Origin of the sequence: Caballeronia glathei (genome assembly GCF_000698595.1) — a bacterium.
Classification (GTDB): domain Bacteria; phylum Pseudomonadota; class Gammaproteobacteria; order Burkholderiales; family Burkholderiaceae; genus Caballeronia; species Caballeronia glathei.
Genome location: NZ_JFHC01000022.1, coordinates 74,582 through 87,982 on the forward strand (window position 1 = coordinate 74,582; position 13,401 = coordinate 87,982).

Here is a 13,401-nt window from a genome sequence, read left to right on the forward strand (position 1 = left end):
ATATATCGATCGTTGCAAACGAGGTAGAACTGCCTATGATCGTCTCACCGGCGCGAACTCATGCGCATCGGCGCCCCCGCGGCGCCGGCAGAAGGAGACATCGAAGTGACATTGACGACCCCGGCGCCCCGGACGCTTTTCGACAAGATATGGAGCGGGCATCACGTCCTCGAACGTGAAGACGGCCAGAGCCTGCTCTACGTCGACAGCCACTTTCTCCAGGACGGATCGGCGCCCGCCTTCGAAATGCTGCGCCAGCGCGGCTTGCAGGCCCATGCGCCTCGACGCGCCTTTGCGACCCCCGACCACTACGTGCCGACGCGCGGCCGCGACCTGACGAGCATCGCCGACCCCGAGAAGCGCGCGATGGCCAACGCGCTGCGCGACGACAGCAAACGATTCGGCATCACCTATTTCGGCCTCGACGACATCCGTCAGGGCATCGTTCACGTGGTGGCGCCGGAGCAGGGACTCAGCCGGCCCGGCATGCTGATCGTGTGCGGCGACAGCCACACGTCGACGCACGGCGCGGTGGGCGCGCTCGCCTTCGGCATCGGCGCGACCGAGGTGGCCCACGTGCTCGCGACGCAGTCGCTCTGGCAGCGCAAGCCGAAGGCGCTGCGCATCACGCTCGAGGGCAGGCTCGGCCAGGGTGTGGGCGCGAAGGACGTCATTCTCGCGATCATCGCGAAGATCGGCGCAGGCGGCGCGACGGGGCACGTGATCGAATACGCGGGCCCCGTGATGCGCGGCATGTCGATGGAAGGCCGGTTCACCGTCTGCAACATGTCGATCGAAGCGGGCGCACGCGCGGGAATGATCGCGCCCGACGACACGACCTTCAACTATCTCTCAGGCAAGCCGTTCGCACCGCAGGCCGAGCGCTGGGACCAGGAGGTCTCGCGCTGGCGCGCGCTCGCATCGGACCCGGGTGCGTCGTTCGACAAGGAAGTATCGATCGACGTGAGCAGCCTGCGGCCGATGGTCACCTGGGGCAACAGCCCCGAGGACGCGCTGCCCATCGACGGTCGCGTACCGGACCCGGCAACGGCGCCGAATGCGGAACGCAAGGTGTCGATGCAGCGCGCCCTGGATTACATGGGCCTGACACCGGGCATGCCGATGGATGGCCTGAAGATCGACCGCGCGTTCATCGGCTCGTGCACGAATGGCCGCATCGAGGACCTGAAGGCTGCCGCCGCCGTGGTGAAGGGCCGCAAGGTCGCGCGATCGGTAGAGGCGTGGGTCGTGCCGGGATCGGGGCTCGTCAAGCAGGAAGCCGAAGCGCTGGGGCTCGACCGGGTCTTCACGGACGCGGGTTTTCAATGGCGTGAGGCGGGCTGTTCCATGTGCCTCGGCACGAACGGCGACACGGTCGCCCCCGGCGAGCGCAGCGCGTCCACCACGAATCGCAACTTCGTCGGGCGGCAGGGACCGGGGTCGCGCACGCATCTGATGAGTCCCGCCATGGTTGCCGCCGCGGCGCTGAACGGTCATCTCACCGATGTGCGGCCCATGCTTGCGGAGGCAAACTGATGGAACCGTTCGTCTGTCTGGACGCCGTCGCCCTGCCCATCGCGCGGCCCAACTTCGATACCGATCAGATCCTTCCAGCCCGCTATCTGCAAAAGCCTCGCTCCGACAACTTCGGCGATTACCTGTTTCGCGATCTGCGTTCCCGCCCGGATGGCTCCGAGGCCGAAGACTTCGTCCTGAATGTTCCCGCCTACCGGTCGGCCCGCATCGTGGTCGCGAAGGAGAACTTCGCCTGCGGGTCGTCACGCGAGCACGCGGTGTGGGCGCTCCATGACTACGGCGTGCGTGCCGTGATCGCACCGAGCGTCGGCGATATCTTCGCGTCCAACGCGTCGAAGAATGGCCTGCTGGTCGTGTTGCTGCCCGCGGACGCGGTGGCCGGCATGCTCCGCAGGATCGAGGCACAGCCGGGACTGCACGTCGTCGTCGATCTGGAGGGTCAGACGGTATCCACGCCCGACGGCGTGTCCCACGGGTTCGCGATCGACGCATACCAGAAGCGCTGCCTGAGCGAAGGTCTCGACGAACTCGGCCACACCCTGACGCAACTCGACCGGATCAGGGAATTCGAGCGCCGCTACGCGTATTGAACGGCGGATCACGAAACACTCAGATATCAAAGGACACAACATGAAAGTTGCCGTGCTCGCTGGCGATGGAATCGGAAAGGAAGTCACCGCGGAAGCCCTGAGGGTATTGCAGGCCGTGGTTCCGAAAAGCGCCGCGCTCGAAATCGCACACGCGCCCATCGGCGGCGCGGGCGTGGAAGCGGCCGGCGATCCGTTGCCCTCCGCCACGCTCGAACTGGCCCGCAAGTCGGATGCGATCCTGTTCGGCGCGGCGGGCGAGCCAGGCGACGAGAAGATCCCGTTCGACATGCGCCCCGGCGCGAGCCTGCTGCGTCTTCGCAAGGCGCTCGGCCTCTTCGCCAACTTCCGGCCCGCGTTCCTGTTTCCCGAACTGGCGGACGCTTCGAGCCTCAAGCGCGAGATCGTCGATGGTCTGGACATCGTGATCCTGCGGGAGCTGACGGGCGACCTGTACTTCGGCGAGCCGCGCGGCGTCACGAACGAAGGCGGCGAGCGTGTCGGCATCAACACGATGCGGTATTCGGAAAGCGAAGTGCGGCGTATCGGGCATGCGGCCTTCCGCGCTGCGCGCATGCGAAACCGCAAGGTCTGCTCGGTCGACAAGGCGAACGTCCTCGAGACGATGCAGCTCTGGCGCGACGTCATGACCGAGGTCGGCACGGAATACCCGGATGTCGAACTGACGCATACGTTCGTCGACGCGGCCGCGATGATGCTGATGCGCAATCCGCGGCAATTCGACGTGATCGTGACCGGCAATGTGTTCGGCGACATCCTCTCGGACGCCGCCGCCATGCTGACGGGCTCGATCGGCATGCTGCCGTCGGCATCGCTCGGCAGCGGCCGCCTCGGACTGTATGAACCGGTGCATGGCACGGCGCCGGATATCGCGGGCAAGAACATCGCGAATCCGCTGGCGGCCATCCTGTCGGTGGAAATGATGCTTCGCCTCTCGTTCGACATGCAGGAGGCGGCGGCCCGGATCCGGCGCGCGGTGAGCGCGGTGCTGGCCGAGGGATACCGTACGGCGGACATCTACGAGCCCGGCACGAAGAGGGTGGGAACCCGCGAAATGGGAGACGCGATGCTCGCCGCGCTTCGCTGAGGGCTCGCGCCGCGGCGCGGACCGGTTCGCCCGCTCCATGTGCCGGCGACCTGAATACATAAATAACCACGGTGGCGATCGCACGCCGTGCGGAGACGACGATGACAGACATCTATGCCGACACGACGTTCGAGCAGGTGGACACGTATTCCGGACAAGTGGCGGCGCGGCTCGACCGGCTTCCCTTCACGCGCACGCTCTGGCGACTGGTCTTTCTGATTTCCCTCGGCGGCGTCTTCGAGCTGTACGACCTCTTCATGACGGCCTACATCGCGCCGGGCCTCGTCAGGAGCGGGCTGTTCGGCACCACGTCGGGCAGCTTCTTCGGCATCAGCGGCGTGGGCTTCTTCGTCTTCTGCACGTTCGCGGGAATGTGGCTCGGGTGCATGGTGTTCGGATCGGTCGCGGACCGGCTCGGGCGGCGCTCCATGTTCACGTTCTCGCTCATCTGGTATTCGCTGGCAACCGCCGCCATGGCGTGCCAGACGACAGCGGCAGGCGTGGACCTGTGCCGCTTCATCGCGGCGATCGGCGTCGGGCTCGAACAGGTCACGATCGATACGTTTCTCACCGAACTCGTTCCGCCGCAGGGGCGCGGCAAGGCGTTCGCGTTCTATCAGTTCATCGAGTTTCTGATCGTGCCGGTCGTGGCGCTGCTCGGCTGGCTGCTCGTGCCGATCAGCCCCTTCGGCATCGACGGCTGGCGCTGGGTCGCGATGTTCGCCGCGGTGGGCGCCGTTGCTGCGTGGTGGCTGAGGCTCGGCCTGCCCGAAAGCCCGCGCTGGCTCTCGCTGCATGGGCGGGAGGGCGAGGCCGAGCGGATCATGCGCGACCTCGAAACGAAGATCGCGCGTGACATAGGCGCCACGGCCTTGCCGCCGGCGCCGCCTTCGGAGCCCGTCGTGGCCGACGGCAAATTCTCCGAACTGTTCAAGGCGCCTTACGGCAAGCGCACGCTGGTCCTTTCGCTGTTCAACCTGACCCAGACCATCGCGTTCTATGGCTTCGGCGCGTGGGTGCCGACCCTGCTGATCTCCAAGGGCATCCACGTCACCACGAGCCTGCAATACGCGTTCATCATCGCGCTGGCGAATCCGGTCGGGCCGCTGCTCGGCATCTGGATCGCGGACAGGATGGAGCGCAAATGGCAGATCGTCTCGGCGGGCGTGGGTATCGGCATCTTCATGATGTTCTTCGCGAAGCAGACCAGCCCTGCCTGGATCATCGTGTTCGGCGTGCTGGTCACGCTGTTCAACAACTGGATCTCGTTCGTATTCCACGGCTTTCAGGCGGAGCAGTATCCCACCCGCATCCGGGCGCGCGCGATCGGCTTCGTCTATTCGTGGAGCCGCGTGAGCGCCGCGCTGGCGGGGCTCCTGATCGGCTTTTTCCTTCATGAGGGCGGCACCATGGGGGTTGCCATGTTCATCGGCGCGGCGATGCTGGTGATGGTCGTGGCCGTGGGCGGGTTCGGCCCGCGCACGCTCAACCGCAGTCTGGAAGAACTGTCGCAGTGAGCCCTGGAGCGTGACGCCGGTCGGTATCGGCAACGCCGGCGACCGGCGTTCGCGGCGACCGCATGCATCGGCCGAACATCATGGAGAGAGACACCGTCATGTCATTCACTGCGGCAGTCGGCATCAAAAGAAGAGACGCTTCGGTGAGGCTCGCCACGAGCAGCGCCGATACGCTGGATCGTCCGCTCGAAATACGGGAAGCGCTTCGCTTCGAAGGCGTGACCTGCACGTTCGCCAGCAACCGAGGCCGCGGCGAAAACTACACCGCGGTCAGCGACGTGAACCTGAGCGTTCGCGACGGCGAGTTTCTCTCGATCGTCGGCCCCACGGGATGCGGCAAGTCGACGTTGCTGAACGTGGCGGCAGGCCTGATCCAGCCCTCGGCGGGCACCTTGAGCGTGTTCGGGCAGAAGCTCGGCCAGGGGCTCAACAGGCAAGCGTCTTACTTGTTCCAGGTCGATGCGCTGATGCCGTGGAAGACTGCCGCGGAGAATATCGCGGCGGGCCTGCTTTTTCACGGCAGGACGAAGGCCGACGCAATGGCGAGCGCACGCGACTGGCTGATTCGCGTCGGCCTTGAAGGACACGGAGACAAGTATCCGCACCAGATGTCGGGCGGCATGAGAAAGCGCGCGGGTCTCGCTCAGGCGCTCGTGCTCGATCCCCGCATATTGCTGATGGACGAACCGTTCAGCGCACTCGATATCCAGACCCGGCACTTCATGGAAGACGAATTGCTGCGGCTGTGGTCGGCGGACCGGAAGTCGGTCGTATTCGTGACCCATGATCTCGAAGAGGCGATCTCCCTCTCCGACCGTGTGATCGTGATGTCGGCGGGCCCGGCGACGAGACCGATCGCGGAATTCGACATCGACCTGCGGCGTCCGCGCGAAGTCTCCGAAATACGCATGACGCAGCGGTTCCTGCAACTGCACGCCGAAATCTGGCAAGTGCTGAGAGGGGAGGTATTGAAAGGCTATGCGCGCAATCGCCCTTGACCCACGCAACCGGCTTCTTGTTCTCGTCACGCGTTTCGCGCTGCTTGCCGGCGGCATACTGCTCTGGTGGATACTGACCAGCCGCGGATGGATATCGGCGTTCTTCTTCGGCGATCCGGTCGGCGTGGCGCGGCGGATAGCCGGATGGTTCGTCACCGGGTCGGTGTACACCCATCTCTATACGACGCTCGTCGAGACGATCCTTGCCTTTCTCATCGGAACGGTGCTGGGGCTCGCCTGCGGTCTCTGGCTCGCGCTGAATCCGTTCCTTGCCGTGGTGACCGATCCGTTCATCAAGGCGATGAATTCCATGCCGCGGCTGATCTTCGCTCCGATCTTCGCGTTGTGGTTCGGGCTCGGCATCTGGTCGAAAGTGGCGCTCGGCGTCACGTTGGTCTTCTTCGTGGTGTTCTTCAACGTGTTTCAGGGCGTACGTGAAGTCAGCCCGGCCGTGCTCGCCAATACGCGCATGCTCGGTGCGAATTCGCGCGAGCTGATGCGTCATGTCTACCTGCCTTCGGCGATGAGCTGGGTCTTTTCGAGCCTGCACAACGCGGTCGGCATTGCCTTCGTGGGCAGCGTGGTGGGCGAGTACCTCGGCTCGGAAAAGGGCGTCGGCTATCTGATTCTTCTTGCAGAAGGCGTGTTCGACATCAATTCGGTCATCGCGGGCATTCTGCTGCTCACCGTCTTCGCGCTGGTGCTCGACACGACCGTGTCGCTCGTCGAAGACCACTTCATGCGATGGCAGCCCTCCGCCGGACAGACGGTCAGTGGGCATGCGTGACTCGCGAATACGCCTCCAACCCGAAAACAGGAACAGCATCTTGCAAACGAACACGATCGACTTGAACGGCCGCGTGGCTGTGGTGACGGGCGGTGCGCAGGGCATCGGTTTGACCGTCGGCCAGCGCCTGCTCGCATCCGGTGCGCAACTAGCGGTCTGGGACATCGACGAAGAACGCCTGCAACAGGCCAAAGCCGAGCTGAGCGACGCGGGCAAGGGCGCGGTGCACGCGGAGAAGGTCGACATTGCGGATTACGGCAGCGTCGAACGCGCGCTGGCTGGCACGCTCGCCGCGTTCGGGCGGGTCGATATTCTCATCAACAATGCAGCGATCGTCGGACCCAACGCGACCCTTGCCGATTATCCGCTCGAAGACTGGCGGCAGGTGATCGACGTCGACGTGAACGGCACGTTCCATTGCTGTCGTGCGGTGATCCCGGTGATGACCGCGCGCAACTATGGGCGCATCGTGAACGTGGCGTCCGTTGCCGGCAAGGAGGGCAATCCGAATGCGGCCGCCTACAGCGCGGCGAAGGCGGCCGTGATCGCGATGACCAAGTCGCTCGGCAAGGAAGTTGCCGCGCACGATATCGCCGTGAACTGCGTGACACCCGCCGTGGCGCGCACGCCCGGCGCGATGCGGCAGGCGCCCGAACATATCAGCTACATGCTCGGCAAGATTCCCCGAGGCCGCTTTCTGGAACTGAACGAAGCGGCGGCGATGATTGCATGGCTCGTCAGCGAAGAGAATTCGTTTACCACCGGCGCGGTGTTCGACCTGTCGGGCGGGCGCGCCACGTACTGAGCGAGTCGCCGGACTGTTCCAGCGTGCTCGCCGGGCGGCGCGTCTTTGCGGCAGCCGGCCGATTCACCGGCGTTGAGGAGCGACACCATCATGAAGCGTCTTTGCATGGGCCGGATTGCGTTGCTGACGTGCCTCGCCATCGGGACTGCGGCGACCTCGGCAACCGAGGCGAGTGCGCAGTCCGCGCCCGAGCAGCCGAAGATCCATCTTGCCGCGGCCGGCGTGGGCTTTCCCTATTTGCCGTTCGTGATCGCGAGCAGCCGAGGCTACTTCAGGCAGCAGGGCCTCGATGTCGAGATCGGCGTCTACAGCGGCGGCGCGAAGGCGTTGCAGGCATTGCTCGGCGGCAGCGCCGACATCGTGGCGGGCGCCTACTCGAATACGATCACGATGGCCGTGAACGGACAGAAGATCGTGTCGTTCGTCACGCAGGCCGTGTGCCCGGGCTTCGTGTTCGGCGTCACCAGGGCGAGCCACGACAAGATCAAGTCGTACGCGGACCTGAAGGGAAAGCGGATCGGCGTGAGTTCGCCCGGTTCCAGCTTCCACATGGGCGTCAACTATCTGCTGAGCAGGGCGGGCCTCAAGCCCGATGATGTGTCGATCATCGGCGTCGGGTCCTCTTCCGGCGCGATCGCGGCGGCGCGCAGCGGCCAGGTGGACGCCCTCATGACCAACGACCCGGTGGCGACCGTGCTGCAGGACAGCGGCGACCTGTTCCCCCTGGCGATGATGCGCAATGTGAAGGAGACGCAGGCGACGCTCGGCGGCAACTACCCGGAGGCGAGCATCTATGCCACGGAGAAGTTCATTGCGAAGAACCCGCGGACGATTCAGGCCATCGCGACCGCCATGGTGGCTGCGGAGAAGTGGATAGCGCAGGCGACGCCCCAGCAGATCGCCGATGCCGTTCCGCCGCAGTATGCGATAGCGGACAAGGCCGTGTTCGTGAAGGCGTACTCCAACATGCATCAATGCCTGTCGCAGGATGGCCTGATGGCGCAGGACGCGCCGAAGACGGTGCGCAGCGTGCTTGCCGCCTTCGATCCGGCGGTGGCCGCGGCGAACGTCGATCTGACCACGACCTACGACAACAGCTATGTCCTGCGCGCGGACAAGCGCTGACGCCCGTGTTCGTCGATTGCCGCGGAAGGACCGTGCAGGTATCAACGCAAACTGGCGGGAGATTCAATGCAGAACTTCAATGTCCTTGCAACCGGGCTGCTCTTTCCCGAGGGTCCGGTCGCGCTGCCGGACGGCTCGATTGCGTTTGTCGAGATTCAGCGGGAGACCATCAGCCGCGTCGCGCCCGACGGCACCGTGTCGGTGATCGCAAACGTCGGCGGCGGCCCGAACGGTCTCGCGATCGGGCCGGAAGGCGCGTACTACCTTTGCAATAACGGCGGCTTTCTCTTTCAGACGATTGCGGGATTCAACAGGACGCGCGCGGGCGTGCATCCCGACTACACGAGCGGACGCATCGAGCGCTTCGATCCGGCAACGGGAGAACTGCAGACGCTGTATGACCGCTGCGGCGACTTTCCGCTGCGCGGGCCCAACGATCTCGTCTTCGATCACGCGGGCGGTTTCTACTTCACCGATTTCGGCAAGAACCGCGCGCGCGACCGCGATCATGCGGGCCTCTACTATGGGCGCGCCGACGGTTCGATGATCGTGGAAGTAGCGTACCCGCTGACGACAGCCAATGGCGTCGGCCTGTCACCGGACGATTCAGTCGTCTATGTATCGGAAACCGAAACCGGGCGCTTGTGGGCCTTCGATCTGGAAGAGCCTGGCCGCGCGAAGAAGCACCCGCATCCTTCTCCGCATGGCGGCAGGCTCGTGTGCGGCTTGCCCGGCTATCAGCGATTCGACAGCATGGCCGTGGACGCATACGGCAATATCTGCGTCGCGACGCTCGTGACGGGATGCATAACTGTGATTACGCCCGGCGGCGATGTGCTGCGGCAGGTGATGCTGCCTGATCCGATGGTCACCAATATCTGCTTTGGCGGCGCGGACCTCAGAACCGCGTTCATTACGCTGTCCGGCACGGGGCAGCTCGTATCCATGGAATGGCCGGAACCGGGTCTGCGGTTGCCGTATTCCTGATCTTTTCGACTCGTCATTCATCCCGGGGCCGCGTGGAAGATTCGCGCGCCCCGCAGGAGGCGCGCCTGCGGCTTGTCAAAGCGGCAGGCGCGTTGTCGTTCCTGTCGCCGACGCATTCCCCGCTATGTAAATGCCTTCCGGAGAAGTGTAACTTTCGCCCCTTCGTCGACAAGAAACATTACAATTTCCTTTCGACTATTCGTGATTGGAGATTTCGATGGTTATCTATCACCGGGGCGCGGCGATTCAACCGTCGATCACACGGCGCGGCAACATCTTCATCGCGCGCGCCTGCATTCTGGAAGAGGACGGCGAATCCACGTCACTGGGCGATCTCGGCCAGTTCGCGAGCCCGAGCTCCGCGTATGAGTTCGCGGTACGCAGCGCGACTGCGTTCGTCGACGGCGCACCGATGCCCCGCAGTCCGTTCGAAGGCCGTGCCATCGGGTAGTCATGGGCGCGAATGTCGGCGCTCGGACGGGCGTCGATCGAATTCCACCCAGGTGCACGCGTGCGGCGGTGTCCGGCGAAGCAGCCGCGCACATCTGCATTGCTCGTGCCTGACCAATGAAAGGAGCTGATCGTGAACAAATCTCTCCTCGCAGCACTTCTGCTGGGCGCGCTCGCGCTCGGCGCATGCAACAAGCCTGGCGAGACGGCTGCCCCGGCTGCTGCCAGCGACGCCGCCGCCGCGTCGGCGCCGGCCGCCGCCGCATCGGATGCGGCTCCCGCGTCGGGCGCGAGCCAATAGCGCGCGGCGTGTCAGTCGGCAAGCGAGTCTCACTGATCCACGGAGCAAGAAGGGCGAACCAATGTACAGACCGGTTATCACCAAGTTCCAGTACACCCGCATGCGCGGCAAGCGACGCACGTACGACGTGACACTCAACGTGGTGCAAAAGGCATCCGGCGTGTGCGTCTATGCCGGATGGGTGCAGTTCGAGCACGACATCAAGGGCACGGGGGTGGTCCTTCCGCTGATCGCCAAGACGCGCGACGAGGCGATCAGGGAAGCCCGCGGCCGTATCGAGAAGAACATCGAGGATCTCGCTGGCGTAGTCGAATGAACGGCTCGCAAGCGGGCGAAGCGTGCCTGGACGGGATCGATGCCGCAATGGCGATGCCTCGTCGAGCGGCACGCGCGCTCCCAGCTCAGCGCCCGCTTTCCGGAGCGGCGGCCTCGCGCTTGGGCCGTGCTCGCGATGACGATTTGCGCGACGGCTTGACAGGCTTGTCGGTGCTCGCCGGATCCACGGACGGAGCCGCTGCCTGAGCCTTGTCACGCGGGACCTGATCGGCGCCGGCCGGCGCTTTCTTCGCCGCGGTCTTGCGGCCCCGGCGAGGCGCGGGCCGTTCGTCCTTCGGCGCCTCACGCGGCTCGTCGAACTCGATCACGCTCTGCTCGACGATCGCCTGCTCCGCAACGACTACAGGCATTTCCTCGATCAACGGCACCTGCTCGCGAGCCTGAGCCTGCTTTCGGGCGCTTCGGCCCCGATGGCGTCCCTTTTCGCTGGAAGACTGCGGCGCCGGGGCAACGGCTTCCGGCACCGGAGCTTCGGCAGGTTTCGCCGCCTCGGTTGCAGCGGCCTGATTCTGACTGGGCCGGTAGACGAAAGCGCCGGACTTGTCGTCGCGGCCGACGCGCAGGAGACCACGCGATTGCGCTTCGTCGAGCAGATTGCCGAATGCGCGAAAACCGTAGTACGACTCGCTGAAGTCCGGCTTGCGGCGCTTGATCGCGCTTTTCAGCACGGATGCCCAGATCTTCCCGCTTTCGCCGCGCTCGGAGGCGAGCGCGTCGAACGTCTCGACCGCGAGCGCAATGGCCTTCGCCTTGCGCGCTTCCACCTCGTGTTTGGGCTGCCTTTCCTCTTCGGATGAGCGCGCAGCCGCGGCGTTCGCATCGCGCGCCTCGCGCTTCTCGGTCGCTCGCTGCTGCTCGCGCACGAGGTCGTCGTAGAAGATGAATTCGTCGCAGTTGGCGACCAGGAGATCCGAGGTCGAATTCTTGACTCCCACGCCGATCACCTTTTTCGCGTTCTCGCGCAGCTTCGACACGAGGGGCGAGAAATCCGAGTCGCCGCTGATGATCACGAACGTATCGACGTGCGACTTGGTGTAGCAGAGATCGAGCGCATCGACGACCAGCCGGATATCCGCCGAGTTCTTGCCCGACTGCCGCACGTGCGGAATCTCGATCATCTCGAAGTTGGCCTCGTGCATGGTCGCCTTGAAGGCCTTGTACCGGTCCCAGTCGCAATAGGCTTTCTTGACGACGATGCTTCCCTTCAGGAGCAGACGCTCGAGCACGGGCTTGATGTCGAATTTTTCGAACTTCGCGTCGCGTACGCCGAGGGCGACGTTCTCGAAGTCGCAAAACAGCGCCATGCTGACGCTTTCCTGAGATGAGGCCATGGAGTCTCCGGCCGGATTGCCGGCAAGGGGCGGCGGGTTTATGGATTCCGCACATGATAGCCGGTCCGTGAAATCACCTGCCCACTAACGACAAAACGTCTCGCATCTCGTGCTCTAAAAAAATGCGCCGGCAAAGCCGGCGCACTCTTCGTGCCCAACCGCAGCAGGGCCTACATCGTGACGACGTCCAGCAGCGATTTCTTGCCACCAGTGTAGTGGTACAGCGAAATGACCGGCGTCTTCAGATCGCCTTTCGCGTCGAACTGCGTGAGTCCGCTGATGCCGTTGTACCGGGTCGAGGGCATCACCGCCAGGATCTTCGCGAGGTCGGTCGAATTGGCGCGCTTCATTGCGTCGACGGCAATGTACACCGCATCGTAGGCAAACGGCGCATAGATCTGGACGGGCTGCTTGAATCGCGCCACGTAACGCTGCTCGAACGCCGGGCCGCCAGGCATCTTGGAGAGCGCCATGCCGGGCTGCGAGCAGATCACGTTGTCTGTTCCCTGGCCGGCGAGCTCGGACAGCTTCTCGGTGCAGGCGCCGTCGCCTTCGAAGACCTTCGCTTTGATCGCGAGCTGCTTCGCCTGGCGCACGAAAGGACCGCCTGTCGCGTCCATGCCGCCGTACATGATGGCGTCCGGACGCTCGCCCTTGATCTTGGTGAGGATCGCGCGAAAATCGACCGCCTTGTCGTTGGTCGTCTCATGCGACAGCACCGTGACGCCATTGGCCTTCGCCGTTTTCTCGAACTCGTCTGCGAGGCCTTTGCCATACGCGGTGGCATCGTCGACCACCGCAACGGTCTTGACCTTGAGCGTCTTGATCGCATAGTTCGCGAGCGCGGGGCCCTGTTGCGCGTCGGTCGAGACCACGCGGAACGTGGTCTTGAAGCCCTGCAACGTATATTGCGGATTCGTCGCGGCAGGCGAGATCTGCGCGATGCCGGCATCGGAATAGATCTTCGACGCCGGGATGGACGTTCCGGAATTCAGGTGCCCGATGACCACGGCGACCTTGTCATCGACGAGCTTCTGCGCGACCTGGGTAGCAATTCGCGGGTCGGCGGCGTCATCCTGTGCATCGAGTTCCAGGGTGACCTTCTGACCCGCTATCGTCAGGCCCTTCTTGTTGATCTCTTCGACGGCGAGCCGTGCCCCGTTCTCCTGGTCCTTGCCAAGGTGCGCGATCTCGCCGGTCAATGGAGCGGCGTGGCCGATCTTGACGACGGTATCCGCTTGCGCCGCGGAGGCAAACATCGCGATTGCGGCAACGATTGGGAGAGTGTGTATCCGCTTGGTGCTCTGCATAAGTCCTCTATGTCGGTTTGAACTTCGCAACATAGAACAACTCGATTGCAGCTTTATTCCAAATACCCGAATGCGATCGCTCGCTATGGCGGGTTCAGTTTGCATGACGCGAAGAATCGATCGCTGAATCATGCGAGCCGGCGTCTAAGGCCATACGCCTCACGCGGCATAAAGTGCGTACCGCGTTCGGAAGACAAGGCACAAACCCGATCGCCATTCTCTT

14 protein-coding genes are annotated in these 13,401 nt (G+C 64.2%); 12 read left to right on the forward strand and 2 right to left on the reverse strand.

From position 1 onward, the window contains the following. The first annotated feature begins 99 nt into the window (after positions 1 to 99). The 12 genes from leuC to BG61_RS15790 all read left to right on the forward strand — a co-directional run bounded on the left by leuC (position 100) and on the right by BG61_RS15790 (position 10,517). Positions 100 to 1,536, forward strand: coding sequence for a 3-isopropylmalate dehydratase large subunit (gene leuC, locus BG61_RS15735; protein WP_370818078.1), 1,437 nt, complete (start codon positions 100 to 102; stop codon positions 1,534 to 1,536). After that, entirely contained in the window at positions 1,536 to 2,126 is a 591-nt protein-coding gene (gene leuD / locus BG61_RS15740) for a 3-isopropylmalate dehydratase small subunit (RefSeq protein WP_035934475.1), read from the forward strand. Before leuC ends, leuD begins: the two co-directional genes overlap by 1 nt. A 40-nt stretch (positions 2,127 to 2,166) precedes the next feature. Continuing rightward, on the forward strand, positions 2,167 to 3,231 hold the full coding sequence (gene leuB / locus BG61_RS15745) for a 3-isopropylmalate dehydrogenase (protein ID WP_035934476.1): 1,065 nt from the start codon (positions 2,167 to 2,169) through the stop codon (positions 3,229 to 3,231). A 101-nt stretch (positions 3,232 to 3,332) separates the two neighbouring features. After that, complete coding sequence (locus BG61_RS15750) at positions 3,333 to 4,748, forward strand: MFS transporter (RefSeq protein WP_051672562.1); 1,416 nt, start codon at positions 3,333 to 3,335, stop codon at positions 4,746 to 4,748. Positions 4,749 to 4,846: 98 nt separating this feature from the next. After that, a complete protein-coding gene (locus BG61_RS15755) occupies positions 4,847 to 5,746 on the forward strand; it encodes an ABC transporter ATP-binding protein (RefSeq protein ID WP_081868086.1) in 900 nt (299 codons plus the stop codon). Continuing rightward, on the forward strand, positions 5,727 to 6,533 hold the full coding sequence (locus tag BG61_RS15760) for an ABC transporter permease (RefSeq protein ID WP_035934477.1): 807 nt from the start codon (positions 5,727 to 5,729) through the stop codon (positions 6,531 to 6,533). Before BG61_RS15755 ends, BG61_RS15760 begins: the two co-directional genes overlap by 20 nt. A 40-nt stretch (positions 6,534 to 6,573) precedes the next feature. Further along, complete coding sequence (locus tag BG61_RS15765) at positions 6,574 to 7,338, forward strand: SDR family NAD(P)-dependent oxidoreductase (protein ID WP_035934634.1); 765 nt, start codon at positions 6,574 to 6,576, stop codon at positions 7,336 to 7,338. Positions 7,339 to 7,428: 90 nt separating this feature from the next. Beyond that, complete coding sequence (locus tag BG61_RS15770) at positions 7,429 to 8,463, forward strand: ABC transporter substrate-binding protein (RefSeq protein WP_232256282.1); 1,035 nt, start codon at positions 7,429 to 7,431, stop codon at positions 8,461 to 8,463. 66 nt (positions 8,464 to 8,529) lie between these two features. Further along, entirely contained in the window at positions 8,530 to 9,450 is a 921-nt protein-coding gene (locus BG61_RS15775) for an SMP-30/gluconolactonase/LRE family protein (RefSeq protein ID WP_035934479.1), read from the forward strand. Between the two features lie 217 nt (positions 9,451 to 9,667). After that, the gene (locus BG61_RS15780) at positions 9,668 to 9,901 is read left to right on the forward strand and encodes a hypothetical protein (protein ID WP_035934480.1); all 234 of its coding nucleotides are present in this window, start codon (positions 9,668 to 9,670) and stop codon (positions 9,899 to 9,901) included. Between the two features lie 132 nt (positions 9,902 to 10,033). After that, the gene (locus BG61_RS43650) at positions 10,034 to 10,201 is read left to right on the forward strand and encodes a hypothetical protein (protein ID WP_169743306.1); all 168 of its coding nucleotides are present in this window, start codon (positions 10,034 to 10,036) and stop codon (positions 10,199 to 10,201) included. A 61-nt stretch (positions 10,202 to 10,262) separates the two neighbouring features. Then, a complete protein-coding gene (locus BG61_RS15790; RefSeq protein ID WP_035934482.1) occupies positions 10,263 to 10,517 on the forward strand; it encodes a hypothetical protein in 255 nt (84 codons plus the stop codon). 85 nt (positions 10,518 to 10,602) lie between these two features. Here the strand turns inward: BG61_RS15790 and BG61_RS15795 are convergent, their stop codons facing one another. After that, a complete protein-coding gene (locus BG61_RS15795) occupies positions 10,603 to 11,868 on the reverse strand; it encodes an NYN domain-containing protein (RefSeq protein ID WP_075584165.1) in 1,266 nt (421 codons plus the stop codon). Positions 11,869 to 12,038: 170 nt separating this feature from the next. Further along, the gene (locus tag BG61_RS15800) at positions 12,039 to 13,178 is read right to left on the reverse strand and encodes a branched-chain amino acid ABC transporter substrate-binding protein (protein ID WP_035934484.1); all 1,140 of its coding nucleotides are present in this window, start codon (positions 13,176 to 13,178) and stop codon (positions 12,039 to 12,041) included. Positions 13,179 to 13,401 lie beyond the last annotated feature (223 nt).